22 protein-coding genes and 1 pseudogene are annotated in these 21846 nt (G+C 64.3%); 12 read left to right on the top strand and 11 right to left on the bottom strand.

Features of this window, described 5'->3' with window-relative positions:
• The first annotated feature begins 31 nt into the window (after positions 1-31).
• The 4 genes from uvrB (at position 32) to ACNHGR_RS14865 (ending at position 3283) form a co-directional block, all read left to right on the top strand.
• Positions 32-2215 (top strand): excinuclease ABC subunit UvrB, encoded by a 2184-nt coding sequence (gene uvrB, locus ACNHGR_RS14880; RefSeq protein ID WP_475287078.1) that lies wholly within the window; start codon positions 32-34, stop codon positions 2213-2215.
• A 66-nt stretch (positions 2216-2281) separates the two neighbouring features.
• A complete protein-coding gene (locus tag ACNHGR_RS14875; protein WP_475287076.1) occupies positions 2282-2710 on the top strand; it encodes a hypothetical protein in 429 nt (142 codons plus the stop codon).
• Positions 2707-2991, top strand: a complete 285-nt coding sequence (locus ACNHGR_RS14870) for a type II toxin-antitoxin system RelE/ParE family toxin (RefSeq protein WP_475287075.1) — start codon at positions 2707-2709, stop codon at positions 2989-2991. The genes ACNHGR_RS14875 and ACNHGR_RS14870 overlap by 4 nt, the downstream gene beginning before the upstream one ends.
• On the top strand, positions 2963-3283 hold the full coding sequence (locus ACNHGR_RS14865; RefSeq protein WP_475287073.1) for a HigA family addiction module antitoxin: 321 nt from the start codon (positions 2963-2965) through the stop codon (positions 3281-3283). Before ACNHGR_RS14870 ends, ACNHGR_RS14865 begins: the two co-directional genes overlap by 29 nt.
• Positions 3284-3286: 3 nt before the next feature.
• Here the strand turns inward: ACNHGR_RS14865 and ACNHGR_RS14860 are convergent, their stop codons facing one another.
• From ACNHGR_RS14860 to ruvA, 3 genes are all read right to left on the bottom strand, one after another.
• On the bottom strand, positions 3287-5029 hold the full coding sequence (locus ACNHGR_RS14860; protein WP_475288444.1) for an AMP-dependent synthetase/ligase: 1743 nt from the start codon (positions 5027-5029) through the stop codon (positions 3287-3289).
• A 268-nt stretch (positions 5030-5297) separates the two neighbouring features.
• Entirely contained in the window at positions 5298-6320 is a 1023-nt protein-coding gene (ruvB, locus tag ACNHGR_RS14855) for a Holliday junction branch migration DNA helicase RuvB (protein ID WP_475287071.1), read from the bottom strand.
• Complete coding sequence (gene ruvA / locus ACNHGR_RS14850) at positions 6317-6925, bottom strand: Holliday junction branch migration protein RuvA (protein ID WP_475287070.1); 609 nt, start codon at positions 6923-6925, stop codon at positions 6317-6319. Before ruvA ends, ruvB begins: the two co-directional genes overlap by 4 nt.
• A gap of 127 nt (positions 6926-7052) precedes the next feature.
• Here ruvA and ACNHGR_RS14845 point away from each other — a divergent pair, with 127 nt between their 5' ends.
• Positions 7053-7628, top strand: a complete 576-nt coding sequence (locus ACNHGR_RS14845) for a peptidase S14 (protein ID WP_184268812.1) — start codon at positions 7053-7055, stop codon at positions 7626-7628.
• Positions 7629-7668: 40 nt separating this feature from the next.
• The gene (locus tag ACNHGR_RS14840) at positions 7669-8295 is read left to right on the top strand and encodes a DUF1345 domain-containing protein (RefSeq protein ID WP_475287068.1); all 627 of its coding nucleotides are present in this window, start codon (positions 7669-7671) and stop codon (positions 8293-8295) included.
• Positions 8296-8298: 3 nt separating this feature from the next.
• On the opposite strand, the gene thiL is transcribed toward ACNHGR_RS14840, so the two are convergent.
• From thiL to mnmA, 6 genes and pseudogenes are all read right to left on the bottom strand, one after another.
• On the bottom strand, positions 8299-9213 hold the full coding sequence (gene thiL / locus ACNHGR_RS14835; protein ID WP_475287067.1) for a thiamine-phosphate kinase: 915 nt from the start codon (positions 9211-9213) through the stop codon (positions 8299-8301).
• A gap of 34 nt (positions 9214-9247) precedes the next feature.
• Positions 9248-9694 carry a transcription antitermination factor NusB gene (nusB, locus tag ACNHGR_RS14830; RefSeq protein ID WP_311269376.1) on the bottom strand — a complete coding sequence of 149 codons (447 nt, stop codon included), beginning with the start codon at positions 9692-9694 and terminating at the stop codon, positions 9248-9250.
• 99 nt (positions 9695-9793) lie between these two features.
• Positions 9794-11083, bottom strand: a complete 1290-nt coding sequence (hisD, locus tag ACNHGR_RS14825; protein ID WP_475288442.1) for a histidinol dehydrogenase — start codon at positions 11081-11083, stop codon at positions 9794-9796.
• A 6-nt stretch (positions 11084-11089) separates the two neighbouring features.
• Positions 11090-11734 (bottom strand): annotated as a pseudogene (hisG, locus tag ACNHGR_RS14820) (ATP phosphoribosyltransferase); the annotation flags it as partial.
• Between the two features lie 172 nt (positions 11735-11906).
• Positions 11907-12173, bottom strand: coding sequence for a hypothetical protein (locus ACNHGR_RS14815; RefSeq protein WP_475287066.1), 267 nt, complete (start codon positions 12171-12173; stop codon positions 11907-11909).
• Between the two features lie 2 nt (positions 12174-12175).
• On the bottom strand, positions 12176-13282 hold the full coding sequence (gene mnmA / locus ACNHGR_RS14810) for a tRNA 2-thiouridine(34) synthase MnmA (RefSeq protein WP_475287064.1): 1107 nt from the start codon (positions 13280-13282) through the stop codon (positions 12176-12178).
• Positions 13283-13444: 162 nt separating this feature from the next.
• Here mnmA and ACNHGR_RS14805 point away from each other — a divergent pair, with 162 nt between their 5' ends.
• The 3 genes from ACNHGR_RS14805 to ACNHGR_RS14795 all read left to right on the top strand — a co-directional run bounded on the left by ACNHGR_RS14805 (position 13445) and on the right by ACNHGR_RS14795 (position 14607).
• On the top strand, positions 13445-13741 hold the full coding sequence (locus ACNHGR_RS14805) for a hypothetical protein (RefSeq protein WP_184268798.1): 297 nt from the start codon (positions 13445-13447) through the stop codon (positions 13739-13741).
• Positions 13742-13849: 108 nt separating this feature from the next.
• Positions 13850-14149: a CtrA inhibitor SciP gene (gene sciP / locus ACNHGR_RS14800; RefSeq protein ID WP_120251221.1), complete on the top strand. Its 300-nt coding sequence runs from the start codon at positions 13850-13852 to the stop codon at positions 14147-14149.
• 203 nt (positions 14150-14352) lie between these two features.
• Entirely contained in the window at positions 14353-14607 is a 255-nt protein-coding gene (locus ACNHGR_RS14795) for a GlsB/YeaQ/YmgE family stress response membrane protein (protein ID WP_093082464.1), read from the top strand.
• 63 nt (positions 14608-14670) lie between these two features.
• Here ACNHGR_RS14795 and ACNHGR_RS14790 read toward each other — a convergent pair whose 3' ends face one another.
• Positions 14671-14919: a GlsB/YeaQ/YmgE family stress response membrane protein gene (locus ACNHGR_RS14790; protein ID WP_184268797.1), complete on the bottom strand. Its 249-nt coding sequence runs from the start codon at positions 14917-14919 to the stop codon at positions 14671-14673.
• A 247-nt stretch (positions 14920-15166) separates the two neighbouring features.
• Between ACNHGR_RS14790 and ACNHGR_RS14785 the strand changes: the two genes are divergently transcribed.
• From ACNHGR_RS14785 to ACNHGR_RS14775, 3 genes are all read left to right on the top strand, one after another.
• Entirely contained in the window at positions 15167-16339 is a 1173-nt protein-coding gene (locus ACNHGR_RS14785; RefSeq protein ID WP_184268795.1) for an efflux RND transporter periplasmic adaptor subunit, read from the top strand.
• A 79-nt stretch (positions 16340-16418) separates the two neighbouring features.
• Positions 16419-19589 carry an efflux RND transporter permease subunit gene (locus ACNHGR_RS14780; RefSeq protein WP_475287062.1) on the top strand — a complete coding sequence of 1057 codons (3171 nt, stop codon included), beginning with the start codon at positions 16419-16421 and terminating at the stop codon, positions 19587-19589.
• 83 nt (positions 19590-19672) lie between these two features.
• The gene (locus tag ACNHGR_RS14775; RefSeq protein ID WP_475287060.1) at positions 19673-20938 is read left to right on the top strand and encodes a DUF445 domain-containing protein; all 1266 of its coding nucleotides are present in this window, start codon (positions 19673-19675) and stop codon (positions 20936-20938) included.
• Between the two features lie 136 nt (positions 20939-21074).
• Here the strand turns inward: ACNHGR_RS14775 and ACNHGR_RS14770 are convergent, their stop codons facing one another.
• Positions 21075-21677: a hypothetical protein gene (locus tag ACNHGR_RS14770; RefSeq protein WP_475287058.1), complete on the bottom strand. Its 603-nt coding sequence runs from the start codon at positions 21675-21677 to the stop codon at positions 21075-21077.
• Positions 21678-21846 lie beyond the last annotated feature (169 nt).

Below are 21846 nucleotides of genomic sequence, written 5' to 3'. Positions count from 1 at the left end.
CACCGCAGCCCTAAGTCCCCATATTGCGCCCATGTCGATTCAGATCCGCACCAGCCTCGATGAACCGGAAACCGGCGAGAGTTTTGTCCCGCACCGGCCCGCGCGCCCTGAAAAGAGCGAGGGTGGCCGGCCATTCACGCTGGTCAGCGACTATGAGCCATCGGGCGACCAGCGCACCGCGATTCCCGAACTGGTGGAGCAGGCGCTGGCAGGCGAGAAGGACCAGGTGCTGCTGGGCGTCACCGGCTCCGGCAAGACCTTCACCATGGCCAAGGTGATCGAGGCGTTGCAGCGGCCAGCGCTGATCCTGGCGCCGAACAAGATTCTCGCGGCGCAGCTCTATGGTGAGTTCAAGAGCTTCTTCCCCGATAATGCAGTCGAATATTTCGTCAGCTATTACGATTATTATCAGCCTGAAGCCTATGTCGCGCGGTCGGACACCTATATCGAGAAGGAATCGAGCGTAAACGAGAGCATCGACCGGATGCGCCATTCGGCCACCCGCGCGCTGCTGGAACGGGACGACGTCATCATCGTCGCGTCCGTCTCCTGCCTGTACGGTATCGGATCGGTCGAAACCTATTCGGCGATGACATTCTCGATGAAGAAGGGCGGGATCGAGGATCAGCGGGAGATCATCCGCAAGCTGGTCGCGCTCCAGTATAAGCGCAACGATGCGGGCTTTGCGCGCGGCAATTTCCGCGTGAAGGGCGACAATCTCGAAATCTTCCCGTCCCATTATGAGGACACGGCCTGGCGCATCAGCTTCTTCGGCAATGAAATCGAGGATATCGTCGAGTTCGACCCGCTGACCGGCAAGAAGGTCGCCAGCCTCGACTATGTGAAGGTCTTCCCCAACAGCCACCATGTCACGCCCGGCCCGACGCTGAAGCAGGCGATGGAAGCGATCCGCTTCGAACTTACCGAGCGGCTGAAGGAACTGGTCGAGGAAGGCAAGCTGCTGGAGGCGCAGCGGCTGGAGCAGCGCACCAATTTCGACCTGGAGATGATCGCGGCGACCGGCAGTTGCGCGGGGATTGAGAATTACAGCCGCTTCCTGACCGGCCGCCTGCCAGGCGAGCCGCCGCCGACCCTATTCGAATATCTGCCCGAAAATGCCGTGCTGTTCGTGGACGAAAGTCACCAGACCGTGCCGCAGATCGGTGCGATGGCGCGGGGCGACCATCGGCGCAAAATCACGCTGGCCGAATATGGGTTCCGCCTGCCCAGTTGCATCGACAATCGCCCGCTGCGTTTCAATGAGTGGGATGCGATGCGGCCGCAGACGGTCAGCGTGTCCGCGACGCCGGGCCCGTGGGAGATGGAGCAGACCGGCGGCGTGTTCAGCGAACAGGTGATCCGCCCCACCGGCCTGATCGACCCGCCGGTCGAGATCAAGCCGGTCGAGGATCAGGTCGACGATCTGATAAACGAGTGCCGCAAGGTCGCGGCGCAGGGATACCGTACGCTCGTCACCACATTGACCAAGCGGATGGCGGAAGACCTGACCGAGTTCATGCATGAGGCAGGGATCAAGGTCCGCTACATGCATAGCGACGTCGAGACGCTGGAGCGTATCGAACTGATCCGCGATTTGCGGCTGGGCGTCTATGACGTGCTGATCGGCATCAACCTGCTGCGCGAGGGGCTGGATATCCCCGAGTGCGGGCTGGTGGCGATTTTGGACGCGGACAAGGAAGGGTTCCTGCGCTCCGAAACTTCGTTGATCCAGACGATCGGTCGCGCGGCGCGCAACGTCGAGGGCCGCGTGATCCTCTATGCCGACCGGATTACCGGCAGCATGGAGCGGGCGCTCAATGAAACCTCACGCCGCCGCGAGAAGCAGGAAGCCTATAATCTGGAGCATGGCATCACGCCGACCACGATCAAGCGCAATATCGGCGACATCATCGCCCATGTGGCGTCGAAGGATCAGGTCACGGTCGACACCGGGCTGGAGGATCGCCCGCACCTCGTCGGCCATAATCTGCGCGCCTATATCGAGGATCTGGAAAAGAAGATGCGCGCCGCGGCGGCGGATCTGGAGTTCGAGGAAGCCGGACGGATCAGGGACGAAATCCGCAAGCTGGAGGCGGAGGAGCTGGGCCTGCCGGCACATGAGCAGGTGGCAGCGCCGAGAGGGCGGGCGACCGAGGGAAAGCCGGGGACGCGGAAGATGCGGTACGGGAAGGTGCAGAAGAAGTTCGGGCGATAAAGTTCTAGAACTTTTTATAGAAAGATCGGAACTGTTCTGATATCAGGGTCGGAACAGGATAGGTCAATGCGTACGATCGACATCAGCACGGACGTTTTTGCGAAGATTTGGGCACAACGAATCGAAGGTGAGGAGAGCGAGAATCAGATTCTCCAACGACTGCTTGGTTTGCATGATACTCGCCCTACAAAGTCAGCAACCGCAGAATCCAAGCAACTCAAGTTGAAACGCAAAATCCTGTGGCGTGACGATGTTCGCGAAGCACTCGCGACGTTAGGCGGCACGGCTTATCTACGCGAGTTATATGTAGAGGTTCGGAAAATTCGGCTTTCGGCAGGCCGAAGCCTACCTCTCAATACGGATGCCATCATAAGAAGAGAGCTCGAATATAATAGTTCCGATGCCACGGCATTTACCGGTAGCCGAGATTGGTTTCGAGCCGTCGAAGGAATTGGTGGAGGGAGATGGGCACTTCGCAAGGAAGTTGCGGAATGATCCGCTCCTTCGCCAACCCCGAAACCGAGAAAATCTGGCACGGCGAACGCAGCCGCAAGCTGCCGTCGGACATGCAGGATCGCGCATTTTATAAATTAAAGTTGCTCAATCGTGTCCGGACTCTGGACGACCTGCGCAATCCACCGAGCAATCGCCTTCATGCGCTGAGCGACGACCGGGCAGGCCAACATTCAATTTCCATCAACATGCAATGGCGTATATGCTTCGTCTGGAAAGACGGACACGCGCACAATGTCGAAATCACCAACCACTACCGATAATCCCGACTGGCTGCATAATGCCCATGCTGGCGAAATGCTTTGGCTGGAGTTCATGGAGCCACTGGAGATGACGGCGAAGGAACTGGCAACCGCCATCGGTCTGCCGACCCAACGCATACAATCGGTTATCGATGGCGAAACTCCGATGGACGGCGAACTCGACTTGAGGCTGGCCCGCTATTTCCGCATGTCAGAAGGCTTTTTCCTCGGCCTCCAAATCGACCATGAACTGCTGGAGGCCAAGCGCGCTTTGAAGGGCGCGCTGGACCAAATCGTTCCGCGCGCCGCCTGACCCCTACCCCTTGTACAGCGCGTCCAGCCGTTCCGCGTAGCGTTTGCGGATGACGTGGCGGCGGATCTTCATCGAAGGGGTCATTTCCTCATTCTCGATGGCGAAGGGTTCGTCGGCCAGGATGAAGCGGCGGACCCGCTCCAGCACCGACAGATCGTCATTCACCCGGTCCACCGCCGCGCGCAGCGTCGCCTGATAAGCGGGGTTGGCGGCCACGCTGTCCAGCGCCACGCCCTGTTCGATCGCCCATTCGCGGGTCCATTCCGCGTCCGGCACCAGCAGCCCGACCAGATAGGGACGGCGGTCGCCATGGACCATCGCCTGACCGATTTCGCTCTGGAGCGTCAGCATCCCCTCGACCTTCTGCGGGGAGACATTGTCGCCCTTGTCATTGACGATCAGATCTTTCTTGCGATCGGTGATGCGGATGCGGCCCTTCGCATCGATCTCGCCAATATCGCCGGTATGCAGCCAGCCATCCTTCAGCGCCTTTTCCGTCTCCGCCGGATTGCGCCAGTAACCGTGCATGACCAGTTCGCCGCGCACGAGAATCTCGCCATCGTCGGCGATCCTGACCTCTACACCGTCGAGCGGCGGACCGACCGTGTCCATGGCGATGCCGGCGGCGGGGCGGTTGCAACTGACCACCGGCCCGGCCTCGGTCTGGCCATAGCCCTGGAGCAGCGTCAGCCCCATTGCCTGAAAGAACAGGCCGACATCGGGGTTTAGCGGCGCGCCGCCCGACACCAGCGCCTTCATCCGCCCGCCAAAGCGCGCGCGAACCTTGGGGATGAGGGTGCGCGAGAGCAGGAGCTTCATCGGCGCGTCGAGGATGCTGCCCTTGCCCGCCGCTTCCTTGGCCGCGATGCGGATCGCCTGGCCCAGCAGATAATTGGGGAATTTGCCCTGTTTCTCGATCGACTTGATGATGCGCGTACGCAGCACTTCGAACAGGCGGGGCACGACCACCATGATGGTCGGCCGGGTTTCCTCGATATTGCTGGCAAGCTTTTCCAGCCCCTCGGCATAATAGATCTGCCCGCCCAGCAGCATGGGCAGGAACTGGCCGCCGCTATGCTCATAGGCATGGGACAGCGGCAGGAAGGACAGGAACAGCTCGTCGTCCCAGCCGAAATCCTCCGCCACGACCTTGCCCGCCCCCTCCACATTGGCGAGGATCGCGCCATGATGCTGCATCACGCCGCGCGGGGCACCGCCAGTGCCGCTGGTATAGATGATGCAGGCCTGATCGTTGCGGGTCGCGGCCTGGGCGGCTGCGATCATGTCCACATCGGCGGGATACGCCGCGAGCAGGTCGCTCCACAAATGGCAGGTGCAGGTGCCCTGCGCGCCGCGCAACGGTTCCATGCCGATGACGAACGCGGCCTGCGAGCGGACCACGGCGGGCATCAGCGCCTGCGCCAGCTTGGCGGTCGACACGATGACGGCACGGGCGCCGCTGTCGGTCAGGATATGCTGGTGATCGCGCGTGGTGTTGGTGGTGTAGGTCGGCACGCTGATGCAGCCCGCCGCCATGATGGCAAGGTCGGCGATACAGAATTCGGGCCGGTTTTCGCTGACCAGCATCACCGGATCGCCGGGCTTCAACCCCTGCGCCTTGAGCGCGGCGGCGAGCGAGGCGACCTGACGCGCGACCTCGGCCCAACTGAGCGATTGCCACTGACCGCCAGTCTTGCGCGACAGGAAGGGCGCGTCGCCCTTTTCCTGCGCGCGCGCGAAGAACATCGTTACCAGATTGGGGAATTTCTCAATGGCCCTCAAGGCTCGACTCCTGCGGTTTCCGGCGCGTCTGCTGCGCGCCTCCTCGTTAGACAAGGCTATAGTGACGCCTTGCCGTAACGGCCATGCTTTTCCGTTGGTTTCGTTTAAAGCCGTTCCTAAGCTGATTAGGCCAAACTAGGGCCGGCTTTAAGTTTTTGGGTTTGCCGCGTTTTGGCTGCGCTGGCCTTACGGCTGCGAGTCAGCAGGCGATGCCACCTGCTTTGAAAACGCTTCAGTCGAAAAGCCCGTCCTGCCCACCTGCCGGTGGGTTGAGGCCGAGATGCTTCCAGCCGGGGCCATTGAGGCAACGGCCCCGCGCGGTGCGAGCGATGAGGCCGAGCTGGATCAGATAGGGTTCGACCACTTCCTCGATCGTGTCGCGCGCTTCGGACAGGCCGGCCGCCAGCGTCTCCACGCCGACAGGCCCGCCGCGATAGATATCGGCGATCATCATCAGGTAACGCCGGTCCATCAGGTCGAGGCCAAGATGGTCGACCTCCAGCCGCATGAGCGCGGCATCGGCAACCTTGCGATCGACGCTGGGCGCACCCGCGACATTGGCGAAATCGCGCACCCGGCGCAGCAGCCGGCCGGCGATACGCGGCGTGCCACGCGAACGACGCGCAATTTCTATAGCGCCGTCGGAGGTGATGGCCAGGTCGAGCAGCCGCGCGGCCCGGCGCACCACCAGTTCCAGTTCGTCCACCGTGTAGAATTGCAGCCGCACCGGGATGCCGAAGCGGTCGCGCAGCGGCGTGGTCAGCAACCCCTGTCGCGTGGTGGCGCCGACCAGCGTGAAACGCGGCAGGTCGATCCGCACCGAGCGGGCGGACGGCCCCTCCCCGATCATCAGGTCGAGCGCGCGATCCTCCATCGCGGGATAGAGGACTTCCTCGACCGCAGGATTCAGCCGATGGATTTCGTCCACGAACAGGACGTCGCCCTCATCCAGATTGGTCAGCAGCGCGGCCAGATCGCCCGACTTGGCGATGACCGGGCCGGACGTGGCGCGGAACCCCACGCCCATTTCCTTGGCGACGATCTGCGCCAGCGTGGTCTTACCCAGACCCGGCGGACCGAAGAACAGCACATGGTCGAGCGCATCGCCCCGCGACCGGGCCGCCTGGATGAAGATGCGCAGATTTTCGCGCGCAGCCTGCTGCCCGACAAACTCGTCGAGGGACTTGGGACGCAAGGCCGCGTCGACATCCTCGGGGCGTCGCGCGGGGGTGATGAGGCGGTCGTCGTCAGTCACTTCGCCGCCTTCCGCAGCGCCAGCCGCACCAGCGCGTCCAGACTCGCCCCGTCGCCCAGTTCCTCTTCGGCGGCGGCGACGGCGATGCTGGCTTCATGCGGCTTGAAACCGAGATTCTGGAGGGCGGACAGCGCGTCGGCGCTGTGGCCGCCGGTCGGCAGCGGCACGACACCACCCGTGGGGACCGGCCCACCGCCGGGCGCGGCGCCGATCTTGTCCTTCAATTCGTTGACGATGCGCTGCGCCAGCTTGGGGCCGACGCCGTTGGCGCGCGATATCATCGCCTTGTCACCCGCCGCGACGGCGCGGTGCAGGTCGTGCGGTTCCAGCGCGGACAGGATCGCCAGCGCCACGCGCGACCCCACGCCCTGCACATGGGTGAGCAGGCGATACCAGTCGCGTTCGTCCGCACGGGCAAAGCCGACAAGGCGGATCGCGTCGTCCGACACCAGCATTTCGGTATGGATCGTCACCGCTTCGCCCACCGGCCCCAGCGCCGCCAGCGTGCGGGACGAGGCGCCGACCAGATAGCAGACGCCGCCCACATCGATGATGGCATGGTCGATGCTCGTGCTGTCGAGCAGCCCCTTGAGTTTCGCGATCATAGCTTTCGCCCTTTGGTCATGATCTGTTCTTTACAGGCTGTTGCGGTCGGCGCCAGTCAAAAGCGCGGCACCTTTTCCGATCCCAAGCGTAGTGCAGCCCGACATTCCCGCCAGACGAGGACCATTCATGCTGATGACTGCCCCCCTGCTTTCGCCCAAGGATTTCGAATTTCCATCGATCATGCTGTCGGGCGTGGTCGACCATGGCATGTATCTGCATTTCAAAAATTGCCTGTCCACCGCGCCGCAGACCGGCCTTGTCGTGGTGGAACTCTCCACGCTGGGCGGCGACCCGGAGATCGCCCGGCTGATGGGCGAGGATATCCGTTTCCATTCCGACCTCTATCCCGAACGGCGGCTCGTGTTCATGGGGCGCACGGCGGTCTATTCGGCCGGCGCGACCTTCATGAGCTTCTTCGCGACCGAGAATCGATACCTCACGCGCGGCACAAGGCTGATGATCCATGAGCGGATCATCACCAAGAACATCCAGCTGGCCGGCCCGCTGTCCACCTGCATCGCGACCCTGAAGGCGACGCTGAACGAGATCGAATCGTCGATCGCGATCCAGAATGAAGGCTTTGCCAACCTGATCCTGGGATCGCAGGTGACGATGGAGGAGCTTTTGGAGAAGGCGCCGGAGAATTGGTATCTGGAAGCCAATGAGGCGCAGGCGCGCGGGCTGATCGCAGCGGTGCTGTAATCCCTTGCCAGATGGTGCGGAGGCGCGCTTGATGTCGCCTATGCGCGCACCCCCCCTCTTCCCCTGGCGCTATGGCATGTTCCTGACGCTGCTGGGGGCCATGGCACCGCTGGCACTGGTGCTGCCATGGCATGAGGCGGTGATGGCGGGGTTCGACATCGCCGCCCTCGCCTTCATGATGTCGGTCGTGCCGCTGCTCGACGCGGATGCCGCATCGATGCGGCGGAAGGCGCTGGCGAACGATGCCAATCGCGAACTGATGCTGTTGCTGACCGCGATCGTCAGCCTGGTGATTCTGGTGGCGGTGGGTGTGGCGGTCAGCCAGCATGGCGGGCCGGATGCGATCAGCATCGCGCTGCTGCTGGCGACATTGCTGATCGCCTGGCTCTTCTCAAACCTCGTCTATGCGATGCATTATGCCCATATCTTCTACCTGCCCGGCAATAAGGGGCAGGATCGCAGCGGGTTGGATTTTCCAGACACGGACGAGCCGGGCTATTGGGATTTCCTCTATTTCGCCTTCACGCTGGGCATGACCTTCCAGACATCGGACGTGTCAGTGACCGCGAGCGCGATGCGTCGGACGGTGCTGTTCCAGTGCCTCGCCGCCTTCCTGTTCAACCTCGGGATTCTGGCCTTCACCATCAATGTGCTGGGTGGCAGCTAAGGATTAACCATGTTCCCAGCCGAGGCTGTCGGGCAGCGGGATGACCGCGCCGTCGATCTTGAGGGTAAGGCCCGATCCTTCAGCGACATGGCCCACCGGAATGGCGCGTACAGGCGGCACTGCGCCCGGCGGCAGGGCGAAGAGCAGTTCATAATCGTCGCCCGCCCGCGCGGCGGCCAGTTGGACGGCGACGCTGGCGCCGCGCACCTTTTCCAGCGCGATCGACAGCGGAATATGGTCGATGATGATGGCGACGCCGCTGGCCTGCGCCATGCGCGATGCGTCGATCAGCAGGCCATCGGACAGGTCCATCATCGCGTTGGCAACGGAGGCGAGCAGCGCACCTTCCGCCAGACGCGGGCGCGGACGGCGATAGGCTTCGACCAATGGTCCGGAAGCGGCGGGATCGTCGGTGGCGAGGGTGAGGCCGATGCCCGCGTCACCGACCGGGCCGGTGACATAAAGGCGGTCGCCCGGCTGCGCGCCGGTTCGGGTGGGGACCGGGCCGGTCGCTTCGCCCATGGCGGTCAGGCTGTAGCTGCGGGCGGAGCCTGTGGGCATCTTCACCGTGTCGCCGCCCAGCAGCGGCATGGCGTGGCGATCCAGCGCCTCGCCAAGGCCGGCGATAAAGGCCTCGTCCCAGCTTTCATCGCCCGACAGCGCATAGTTGAGCAGGCAACCGACCGGCCGCGCGCCCTTGGCCGCCAGATCGGACAGGTTTACCGCCGCCAGCTTCCAGCCGATATCCTGCGGCGGATCGGTGGGGAGGTAATGAACCCCCTCCACCATCGTGTCGCTGGTGAGGATAAGGCGGCTGCCGCCGATCGGCAGCACAGCGACATCGTCCACCAGCCCCTGCGCGGCGGGATCATGCGCCAGCAGGCGCAACAGGGTGAGGAAGCGGGATTCGGCGGACATGATCCCACTCTATACGGGCGCGCGGGCGCGCGCTTTACTTCCGCACGTCCTTCGACACGCCGTCGAGCAGGCCGTTGACGAAGCCGGACTCGCGCTTGTCGTAGAAGGCGTGGGCGACATCGACATATTCGCTGATGACCGTGCCGGTGCCGACATCGGCGCGGGCGAGCAGTTCATAGGTGCCGGCGCGCAATATCTGACGCATCGGCTTGTCGAGGCGCTCCAGGCTCCAGCCGCTCGACAGGCGGGCGGTGATGAGGCCGTCAATCTCGTCGCGGCGGCGGTCCACGCCCTGCACGATATCGTCGAAGAACGGCTCTTCCGCCTGCGCGTAGGTGACATCCTCGATCGTGGCGCCAAGGCGGTGCTGATGGAATTCGTGCAGCAGCAGGTGAAGGGGCGTGCCCTCCATTTCGAGCTGGTAGAGCGCCTGTACCGCGGCAAGGCGCGCGGCGGAGCGGGATTTGGAGCGATCGTTCATAGCGGTCCTATATAAACCGTTCGGGCTGAGCCTGTCGAAGCCCCTCTCTTCTTTCATGAAGAAAGGGAAGCCCTTCGACAAGCTCAGGGCGAACGGAGGTTATCCTAATCTCAGCGCCACCGAGGCGGCGTGCGCGGGCAGACCTTCCGCCTGCGCCAGTGCGACGGCAGCGGGGCCGATCGCGCCGATGGCATCGGGCGTGAGGCTGAGGAAGCTGGTGCGCTTCATGAAGTCGAGCACCGACAGGCCCGACGAGAAGCGGGCGCGGCGGCCGGTGGGCAGCACATGGTTCGGCCCGGCGACATAATCGCCGACCGCTTCGGGCGTCATGCGGCCAAGGAAGACGGAACCGGCATGGCGGACTTGCGCGAAATAGCGGTCGGGATCGTCCACAGCGAGTTCGAGATGTTCGGCGGCGAGCCGGTCGACCAGCGGCATGGCTTCGTCCAGATCGCGCACGACGATGATCGCGCCATTGGCATCCCAGCTGGCGCGGGCGACGGCGCTGGTGGAAAGCGCCGGAATCTGCCGTTCCACGGCCTGCGCGACGGCATCGGCGAAGGCCGCGTCGTCGGTAAAGAGGATGGACTGGCTGGTCGGGTCATGTTCCGACTGGCTGAGCAAATCGGCGGCGGTCCATTCGGGATCGTTCTGGCCGTCGGCGACGACGACGATTTCGGACGGGCCGGCAACCATGTCGATGCCGACGACGCCGTAAAGCTGGCGCTTGGCTTCGGCGACCCAGGCATTGCCGGGGCCGGTGATGACGTCCACTGGCTTGATCCGGTCGGTGCCATAGGCGAGCGCAGCGACGGCCTGCGCACCCCCTACCCGCCAGATTTCCTCGATCCCGGCAATCTGCGCGGCGGCGAGGACCAGCGGGTTGATCTCGCCATTGGGGGTCGGCGTGACCATGGCGATGCGTCCTACGCCCGCGACCTTGGCCGGGATGACGTTCATCAGCAGCGAGCTGGGATAGGCGGCGCGCCCGCCCGGCACGTAGAGGCCGGCGGCATCGACCGCGCTCCAGCGGGCGCCCAGACGCACGCCGGCGCCGTCCACGCTGTCGCTGTCCTGCGGCTTCTGCTTTTCATGATAGGCGGTGATGCGCGCGGCCGCGAGTTCGAGCGCGTCGCGCAACTCGGTCGAAAGCGTGTCGAGCGCGGCGCGGGTTTCCGCCGGGGTCACGGCCCAGCCGCTAACGTTCAGGTCATGCCGGTCGAAGCGCTGGGTATAGTCGGCCAGCGCCGCGTCGCCCCCGGCACGGACCGCCTTCAGGATCGCGGTAACGTCGCGTGACACATCCTCGTCCGCTTCGCGGCGGGCATCGACCAGCGCGGTGAAGGCGGACGCGAAATCGGCGTCGGTGGTGGAGAGCTTAAGCGGCATCCTTCCCCCCACGGCAGCGCGGAAGGCATCGACCAGCGGCGACAGTTCGGCCGAGCGCATCTTGTAGGCGGCGCGGTTGACGATCAGACGCGCACTGATCTGCATGATGACGTCGGTTTCGACGAGGCCATTGGCTTTCAGCGTCGCGCCCGACGAGACGAGATCGACGATCCGGCGCGACAGGCCGAGCGAGGGCGCCAGTTCCATCGCACCGTTCAGCTTCACGCATTCCGCCTGAAGCCCACGCTGTTCATAATAGCGGCGGGTGAGGTGCGGGTATTTGGTCGCGACGCGGACATGGCTCATCGCCGCCTGATCCTCGTCCCCCGCATCCACCGGCTCGGCGACCGACAGGCGGCAATGGCCGATGTCGAGGTCGACCGGCGCGTAAAGTTCGGAATAGTTGAACTCTTCCACCACGTCGGAGCCGACGATGCCGATCTGCGCCGCGCCATGGGCGACGAAGGTGGCGACGTCGAAGGCGCGCACGCGGATGATCGACACATCGGGCCGATTGGTGGCGAAGCGCAGCGCGCGGCTCTTCTTGTCATGAAACTCCGCCTCCGGCTCGATACCGGCTTTGGCGAGCAGGGGCAGCGCTTCATCGAGGATGCGGCCCTTGGGGATGGCGAAGGTGAGCGAGCGAGTCATGACGCGCGCGCCTTACGCGCGGGGGCGTAAAAGGGCAAGGTTTGGGGGGCTTCTTATCCCCTCCCCTTCAGGGGAGGGGACCAAGGGGTGGGGTCAGGCCGCAAGCACGATCTTTAGATTCACCGCAAGCCCCCACCCCAACCCCTCCCCTGAAGGGGAGGGGCTTATAGCTTCATGACTGTGCGACGGGCTGGATAACAAACACTTTGGTCAGTGTTTCCAATGGCTCATCGTCATGCAGCCAATATGACTTAAACCCTGCGTCCGTATCGAAGTGATAGATATGAGAGCCATCGTATAGGCTATAATCTACGCGCCGAAGCCTCACGATTTCGTCCGCTTCAAATGGGATTTGGGTAGAAGAAGCCACAACAGCCTGGAGCACCTTATAGAAAGCACCGGTTTCCATAGCGGCCGCACGATTATCCCAATCGCTCAACGTCAGGCCGCCTCCGCCATCGCGGCTTCCGTGCTGGCGATCCAGCCGCCGCCCAGCACGCGGTCGCCGGCGTAGAGGACTGCGGCCTGCCCCGGCGCGACGCCATATTCGGGCGCGTCGAAGAGCAAGCGGTCGCCGTCGAGGCGCGCGGGTGTGGGCTTGGCCATGGAGCGGACCTTGGCGGTCAAAGGTCCGCTAAAGTCGCCGCCCAGCCAGTTGATGTCGGAGAGGCGCGCGCCCGACACGGCGAGCGCCGCCTTCGGTCCCACGATCACGCGGCGGCCTTCCGCATCCAGCCGCACGACATAGAGCGGATCGGGCTGACCGCCGATTTCGAGGCCCTTGCGCTGGCCGACCGTGTAGTGGATCAGCCCCTTGTGCCGGCCGAGCGTCCGGCCGTCGACATGGACGATATCGCCGCCCTCGTCCGCATCGGGGCGCAGTTTCCGCACGATCTTCGCATAGTCGCCGTCGGGCACGAAGCAGATGTCCTGGCTGTCGGGCTTCAAGGCCACCGACAGGCCGAGTTCGGCCGCGATCTCGCGCACCTGCGGCTTGGGCAGGCCACCCAGCGGGAAGCGCAGATAGTCGAGTTGCGCCTGAGTCGTGGCGAAGAGGAAATAGCTCTGGTCGCGGGCGGGATCGGCGGCGCGGTGCAGTTCCGCGCCCGCCGCACCCTCGATCCGCTGGACATAATGGCCGGTGGCGAGGCAGTCGGCGCCGAGATCCCGCGCAATCTGGAACAGGTCGGTGAACTTCACCCCCATATTGCACTTCACGCAGGGGATGGGCGTGCGGCCGGCCATATATTCATCGGCGAAATCGGCGATCACCGAATCGCGGAAGGCGGTTTCATAATCAAAGACATAATGCGCAATGCCGATGCGGTCGGCGACCGCGCGCGCGTCGCGGATATCCTGCCCGGCGCAACAGCTGCCGGTGCGGCCCACCGCCGCGCCATGATCGTAAAGCTGGAGCGTGACGCCGATGACTTCGGCGCCGGTTTTCGCGGCCAAGGCTGCGACGACACTGCTGTCCACGCCGCCCGACATGGCGACGACGATACGCCGCTCGCTGAGCGGCTGAGAGAGCTGAAACTGGGGCTGCATGGCGCGCATATAGTGCAAGGTACGCCGGTGCGCAAAAGTTAACAAAGTGTGACGCCCATTCCTGCCCAATCGGGCCGGATCGACGCGAAACGGCGACCGGATGAGTCACGAAACTGTCCCGGAGTTTACGGACCCTTATCCATTGGTCCGTAAAAGAGGGGCATGGATCTGAGTTTCCTTCGGGGCGGCGGGCTGAAGCCCGGCGTTCCCAGACCCCTCAGCCGGCCGCGCGTGCCGGCCTGGCCATTTCTGCGGGCTGCCACGGCGGCCGCGCAGGCGGCCAGTCCCACCGCGCAGGCGGTGGCGGGTGTCCTGCGGGGGCAGGGCGGGAGCGATGACTGGGTCCAGGAACTGGCGGGAATTTTCGCGCCACGTTCCGGCGGCAAGATCGAAGCCGTGCGTCTCGCGGGAAGCTTTAACCCGCTGATCGCGAGCCGTTTAGCCAGGGGGCATGAATGATGAAGGCGATGTTTACCGTGGCGCTTTAGCCGTTCTTCAGGGCTGACGCACATAATTAGGAAACAAGGCCGAAATCGGTAACGCCAGTGCCGCACTTTGAGGGTAAGAATGATCGAGAACCAGAAAATCAAGCCTGCCCAGGTCGTCGGGCCACTCGGAGAGCCCCTGACGCTGGACAGCCTGCCGCCTGCGGACACGACCCGCTGGGTGGTGCGGCGCAAGGCGGAAGTGGTCGCGGCGGTGAATGGCGGTCTGCTGACCGTGGACGAAGCCTGTGCGCGCTACAATCTGACACTGGAAGAATTTGCCGGCTGGCAGCGCGCGGTCGACCGGTCGGGCATGCACGGCCTGCGCGTCACCCGCATCCAATATTATAAGTCGCTCTATGAGCGGCAGCAGAAATATTGATCGTCATCCAGACGATCCAGATACGGATATGAGGGGCCGCCGGACATTAATCCGGTGGCCCCTTTCGCATAGCGACGCGTACAAACAACGCAAAGCCAAGATGGTTTCCGTCCCGGAATCATTTTTACTCCATGGAACGGGACGCCCTTTGTTCCGTTGAATGCAGCACCCAACACGCTGGGGGCGTGGTCAAGGAGAATATCATGGGCATCATCTTGTGGCTTATCGTCGGCGGCATCATTGGCTGGCTTGCCAGCATGGTCATGCGCACGGACGCGCAGCAGGGCATCCTGCTCAACATCGTGGTCGGTATCGTTGGCGCCTTCATCGGCGGCCTCATCTTCAGCGGCGGTTCGATCAATGAAGGTCTGACGCTGTACAGCTTCCTGGTGTCGCTGGTCGGCGCGATCATCCTGTTGGCGATCGTCAATCTGGTCCGTCGCGGATCGGTACGCTAAAAAAAGCGCACCATCACCTAATGCAAAAGAGGCTGCGCCACCGCGCAGCCTCTTTTTTTCGTTTCAGCGTCGCGCCGCGAACCAGCGATAGAGGGCCAGTACGGCCACCGATCCCAGTATCGCGGCGACGAACCCGGCCCTCTGGCCCGGCGCATACAGGCCCGCGAGTCGCCCGACAAAGCCGGCGAGCAAGGCCCCGGCTATCCCCAGCAAGATCGTGACCACGCATCCGCCCGGATCGCGGCCGGGCATGATCAGTCGCGCGATCGCGCCTGCAATCAGGCCGACCGCGATCCATCCCAGCAAGTCCATGCTGCGTTCCCTTTTTATATAATAGCATCGACCCAGCGCTCATTGCGCCACAATCCGGCATTTTTGGCAAGTCAATGTGGCCCCAGGGACAGGAACGGCACGATATGCCGCCACTCCTGCCCCGTCCGCCGCGCATAATCGCTTTGCCGTCCCGCTTTGAACCATGATATTGGGGGTTGAGGGTGGTGATATATTCATATAACACAGCTGCCAACAGGGCGGATGCGCCGGAGAGACGAGAAGCGGGATGAATTACGAAACCCAGTTGGTGGGCGATTCCATGACGGTCATCGACGATGACGATGCGCGTCGCCGGCGCAAGCGACTGCTGCTGATCGGCGGTGGCGTGATCGTGGTGCTGGTGGCAGCGGCGGCAGCGATTTCGATGCGGGGCGGAAAAGCGGCGGATACCACCGCGCCGACCGCTTCCGTGCCGGTCGTGACCGTCGTCAGCCCCGGCCAGTCCACCGTCGCCCGTACCGTCAGCGCGACCGGGTCGCTCGCCGCACGGGTCGACATGCCGGTCGGCGTGGTCGGCGAAGGCGGCATGGTGACGCGCGTGCTGGTGCAGCCGGGCGACTGGGTGCGCGCGGGACAGGTGCTGGCCAGCGTAGAACGCTCCGTCCAGGCCGAACAGGTCCGTTCGCTCGCCGCGCAGGTGGAGGTGCAGCGCGCCAATGCCAAGCTGGCGCAGGCGCAGCTCGATCGCGCCAAGGCGCTGGTCGGCCGCGGTTTCATCAGCGCTGCCGACATCGATCAGCGGACCGCAACCCGCGACCAGGCCGAGGCACAGGTCCGCGTCGCCGCAGCCCAGCTGGCCGAGCAGCAGGCGCGTACCGGCCGGCTGGATATTCGCGCGCCGGCATCCGGGCTGGTGCTGACCCGTACGGTCGAACCCGGCCAGATCGTCCAGGCCGGCGGCGGCACATTGTTCCGCATGGCCAAGGATGGCGAGATGGAAATGCAGGCGCAGGTAGCCGAAGCCGACCTGGCGACCTTGCGCGCGGGCAACAGTGCGACGGTCACGCCGATCGGCAGCACGCAGAAATTTGCCGGCCGCGTCTGGCAGGTATCGCCCGTGGTCGATCCGCAGACCCGGCAGGGCATTGCCCGCATCGCCATCCCCTATAATCCGGCCATTCGCCCCGGCGGCTTTGCATCGGCGTTGCTGACCAGCGGATCGGGCAGCGCGCCGTTGCTGCCGGAATCGGCGGTGCAGAGCGACCCCAAGGGCAGCTATGTCTATATCGTCAATGCCAAGGGCCAGGTGGAACGACGCGATGTGACCGTCGGCCAGGTGTCCGACAATGGCGTGGCGGTGACCAAAGGCATCACCGGCGCCGAACAGATCGTCACTTCTGCCGGCGCCTTCCTGACGCCGGGGCAGAAGGTGAAGCCGGAATTGGCCAAGGGCCGCTGAAGACCGACGCGGGCGCCGGTCCGCATCGGGGCATTGGGAGGAACGGGCGCCTGACCGCGCCCGGTGAAGGAAGCGCGTCATGAATTTTCGCAATATGTCCGCATGGGCGATCCGCAACCCGGTGACGCCGCTGGTGCTGTTCATCGCACTGGTACTGGCGGGCATCGTCAGCTTCATGCGGATGGACGTCAACAATAATCCCGACGTCAGCTTCCCGATGGTCAGCGTGATCGTGTCGCAGCCCGGCGCTGCCCCGACTGAACTGGAAACCCAGGTCACCCAGCGGGTCGAAGCGGCAGTGCGCGGCATCAGCGGCGTGGATGAAATCACCTCCTTCGCGTCCGAAGGCCAGTCGCTGTCCAATGTCCAGTTCCAGATCGGTACCCCGGTCGATCGCGCGGTGGCAGACGTGAAAAATGCCATCGACCAGATCCGCAGCGACCTGCCCGACGGCATTTTGGAGCCGCAGGTCCAGCGCATCGACGTGGATGGCGGCCCGATCGCCTATTTCAGCGCCGAAGCGACCGACATGACGCTGGAGGAACTGTCCTGGTATGTGGACAATACCGTCGCCAAGCGGCTGCTGTCGATCAGCGGCATGGCTGCGGTCAAGCGCGGCGGCGGCGTTAGCCGCGAGATTCGCGTCATCCTCGATCCTGCCAAATTGCAGGCCTATGGCGTCACCGCCGCACAGGTGAATGCGCAGCTGCAACAGGTCAATCTGAATGCGGCGGGCGGCCGCACCGAAATCGCCGGCGCGGAACAGTCCATCCGTGTGCTGGGCAACGCTGCCAGCGCGCGGACGCTGGGCGAGACCCAGATCGCCATTTCCGGCGGCCGCACCGTCAAGCTGGCCAGCCTGGCCACCGTGCGCGACATGTATGCCGAACAGCGCAGCCTGTCGCTAATGAACGGGCGGCAGGTCACCAGCTTCAGCATGGAAAAGGCCAAGGGATCGTCCGACGTCACCGTCTATGACGAGGCGATGAAGGTGCTGGACCAGCTGAAAAAGGAAAATCCCAAGGTTCAGTTCAAGCAGCTCTACACCAGCGTCGAATATACCAAGGGCCAGTATCACAGCGCCATGTCGGCGATGATCGAGGGCGCGGTGCTGGCGGTGGTCATCGTCTTCCTGTTCCTGCGCGACTGGCGCGCGACCATGATTTCGGCGCTGGCGATTCCACTATCGGCGATCCCCGCTTTCTGGTTCATGGACATGATGGGCTTCACCCTGAACGGCATTTCGCTGCTGGCGCTGAGCCTGGTCGCGGGCGTGCTGGTCGACGACGCAATCGTGGAGATCGAGAATATCGTGCGCCACATGCGCATGGGCAAAAGCGCCTATCAGGCGTCGATCGACGCGGCGGACGAAATCGGCCTCGCCGTGCTGGCGACCACCATGGCGATCGTCGCGGTGTTCCTGCCGGTCGCGATGATGCCGGGTCTGGCCGGGCAGTTCTTCATCCAGTTCGGCATGACCGTGGTCGTATCGGTGCTGATGAGTCTCGCTGTCGCGCGCCTCATCACGCCGATGATCGCCGCCTATTTCCTGAAGGCCCATGGCGAGGAAAGCCATGGCGAAGGCTGGCTGATGGACCGCTATATGGGCGTGCTGCGCTGGTCGCTGAAGGATGAAAAGGCGAAGGAACGGCGCGCGCGCGGCGGTTTCCGCAACAAGGTCGCCGGCTTCTTCATCGACCATCGCGTCTGGACGCTGGGCATGGGGTTCCTGGCCTTTGCCGCCACCATAGTTGCCTTCGCGACCCTGCCCATGACCTTCCAGCCGACCACCAACACCGATTTCAGCCAAGTGAAGATCGAGACGGTGCCTGGCAGCACGCTGGAACAGACCACTGCGATCACGCGCAAGGTCGCCGACATGCTGAGCGCCGACAAGGATATGGTGGAAGCCGCCTTCGCCGATATCGAGCCGACCGGCGCCGACATCTTCCTGACGCTCAAGAAGGACCGGCCGATCAGTTCGGTCGACTGGGAACGCAAGGTCGCGCCCAAATTCCAGACGGTCGCCGACGCCCGTGTCAATTTCCAGTCACAGTCGGGCGGCGGCTTTGGCCGTGACATCATCATGATGTTCGGGTCGGACGATCCGGTGCTGTTGGAAAAGACCGCCAACCAGCTGGTGCATGAAATGGCCGGCATCCACGAACTGCGCGCGCCGCGCGTGCAGGGCGATTTGCAGCGCCCAGAAATCATCATCAAGCCGCGGCTGGACCTGGCCGCCAGCATGGGCGTGACGACGATGGCGCTGAGCCAGTCGATCCGCATCGCGACGATCGGCGACATCGACCAGAATGTCGCCAAATTCTCCCTGTCCGACCGCCAGATCCCGATCCGCGTCGCACTGGCCGAGGATAGCCGCAAGGATATCGCCACGATCGAGAATATGCCGGTACCGACCGTATCGGGTGGGTCCGTGCCCTTGAAGGTCGTGGCCGACATCAGCTTTGGCGCAGGGCCGACGCAGATCCGCCGCTACAACCAGATCCGTCGCGTCGTGGTGGGTGCGGATCTTGCGCCGGGCATCGTCACCAGCCAGGCCATGGCCAAGATCAACGCGCTGCCGCTGATGAAGGATATCGTCGCCGGCAAGATCCAGGGCGTGCAGAAGCTCAACGCAGGCGATGCCAAATGGCAGGCGGAGATGATCCAGAACTTCATCATCGCCGTCTTCTCCGGCATCCTGCTGGTGCTGGCGGTGCTGACCCTGCTCTACAAGCGCCTGATGCCGCCCTTCGTCAATCTGGGGTCGCTGTTGCTGGCGCCTCTGGGCGGCGCACTGGCGCTGCATATCGCCGGGCAGCCGGTGTCGATGCCGGTGTTCATCGGCCTGCTGATGCTGCTGGGCATCGTCGCGAAAAACTCCATTCTCGTCATCGACTTCGCGCTGGAGGAAATGGAGAAGGGCGTGCCCAAGAAGGTCGCGATCATCGACGCGGGTCACAAGCGCGCGCAGCCGATCGTCATGACCACCGTGGCGATGGTGGCCGGCATGGTGCCGACCGCCCTGTCGCTGTCTGGCGACGCCGCCTGGCGCGCGCCGATGGGCATCACCGTGATCGGTGGCCTGTTGCTGTCGACCGTGCTGACGCTGGTGATCGTGCCAGCCATCTTCAGCCTGGCGATTGGCCTCGAAAGCTGGGTAGGGCCGCGTCTGGGTCGGGGCCTTTTGACCTACAAGCCCGGCGACGATGGCAAGCCGATTCGGGGCGTGGTGCATCCCGCCGAATGAGGATGATCGTTCAGGCCAGGAAGCCGGACCGAGCAAAAGAAAGCCTTGCCTGAACGAAACGGCAGCGTAACCGTTAAGGGGTCATGACGCTGCTTCGCCTGCCCCGGCCGAAAGACCTTCTGACGCCGCACCCTGCCCGGCGGATGCGGCTGGTGGCGACCGGCATGCTGGTGGCGATGGCCGCGCTGTTCATCGCGGCGCGCGCCACCGTGCATCTCCACCCCGCCATCGGCTTCGTCCAAGCCTTTGCCGAGGCGGCGATGGTCGGCGGGCTGGCCGACTGGTTCGCGGTGACGGCCTTGTTCCGCCATCCGCTCGGCCTGCCCATCCCCCACACCGCCATCATCCCGCGCAACAAGGACCGGATCGGCGACACGCTGGCGCTGTTCCTGCGCGACAATTTCCTGATCCCCGCCGTGGTCGCGCGGCGGATGCGCCATATCGACGTCGCGGCGGCGGCCGGGCGCTTTCTGGCCAGTCCGTCCGAAGGCGACGGGCGGCTGCGCGAAGGTGCGTCGCGGCTGATCGCCGATGTGCTGGAGGCGCTGGATCAGGAGCGGCTGGGCGGCATGGTGAAGGGCGCGATCGGCCAGCGGCTGCGCGCCATCCATATCGGCCCGCTGATCGGGCAGGCGATCGAGGCGGCGATGCGCGACGGCCGCCATGCGCCGGTGATGGACGGTATCATCCACTGGGCCGACCGGACGCTGGAGGCCAATGACCATCTGATCCGCCAGATGGTGCATGAACGGGCGGGCAAGGTGCTGCGCTGGACGGGGCTGGACGAGAATCTGGCCAATGCCATCATCGATGGCCTGCGCAAGATGCTGGCGGAAATGGCCGCCGATCCCGGCCACAGCCTGCGCCTGAAGGCCGAGGAAGGCATGGCAAAGCTGGCCTTCGACCTTCAGTTCGATCTGGAGATGCAGGCCAAGGTCGCCAGGATTCGCGACGAGATAGTAGACAATCCGGCGATGCAGCGCTGGATCGAGGGGATGTGGGAGCAGGCGCGCGGCGGGCTGCTGCGCGCGGTACGCGATCCGGGCAAGGCGATGGCCGGTCGGCTGGGCGAAGCGCTGCGCGCGCTGGGCAGCACCTTGCAGCAGGAGGCGCGGCTGCGGCTGGTCATCAACCGCTTCGTGCGGCGCGCGGCGGTGGGGGCGACGGCCAGCTATGGCGACGCGATCGTGCGGCTGGTCAGCGACACGGTGCGCGGCTGGGATGCGGGCACCGTCACCAGCCGGCTGGAAAATGCGGTCGGCCGCGACCTGCAATATATCCGCATCAACGGGACGCTGGTTGGCGGCCTTGTCGGCCTGGCGATCCACGCGATCGATACATTCTTCTAGAGCGAACCGGCGCCGTGACAGACAGGCGGTTGGCGCATGTCCCGAATAGGTGCCGGGGCGCGTCGGGCCAAACGACGCGCCCCGGCGGAACCAGCCGCGCAGAGGAGAGAAGGCAGCCGGCTCCTGTCTCGATCGCTTATTCCTCCGGTTCTTCGGGCGGTCCTTCACCGCCGCGACCCGGCGGCGGCGGCAGTTCGTCGGCGGTCAGCACGCCGTCGCCATTGCGATCCTGATCGGCGAACATCGCGAGCGCCGGCGTCAGAAATTCGGCACGGTCGATCTGGCCATCATCATTGCTGTCCTCCGGATAGGGCATGGCCCGGCCCGGCGGTGGCGGCGCGCCGTCGGCACGGGCACCGCCCTTCGGCCGGCCGCCCGGCGGCGGACCACCGGCACCACCCGGACCACCCGGCCCACCACGCCCCTTGCCGGGACTGCGCGATGCCGAATCCGCCTGATCGCGGGCCTGCGGCTCATGGCCCAGCATGCGCTGCATCGCCTGCACCGGGACAAGCCCGTCGCCATCCTGGTCCATCAGGCCAAAGCGCCGCTCCATATAGGCGGCCATCTCGTCCCGGGTGATCCGGCCGTCGCCATCCGCATCGGCCGCCCAGGGGCCGCCCTGCGACGGGGCTGGCGGCGGGGCTGGCGGGGCGGATGGCATCTGCGCCAGCAGCGGGGTCGAGGCCAGCAACGCGACAGCGAGTTGGACAGCAGAAAGGCAGTGGCGAAAACGCATGGAGGCTCCTGAAAGCGGGATCGCCCCTCCCCTCGCACTCCGGCTTTGCCGCCATATGTCCCGATGCAGCTTCTATGTTGCAGGCATTGAAAAATGATGTTGCAACATATCATAAAATGATGTTGTATCATTTCATCAACGGTCAAAGCCCGATCGACAGAATTGGGCA

This window comes from Sphingobium sp. RS1 (genome assembly GCF_056156825.1).
This window is presented reverse-complemented; position numbering and strand designations above follow the sequence as displayed.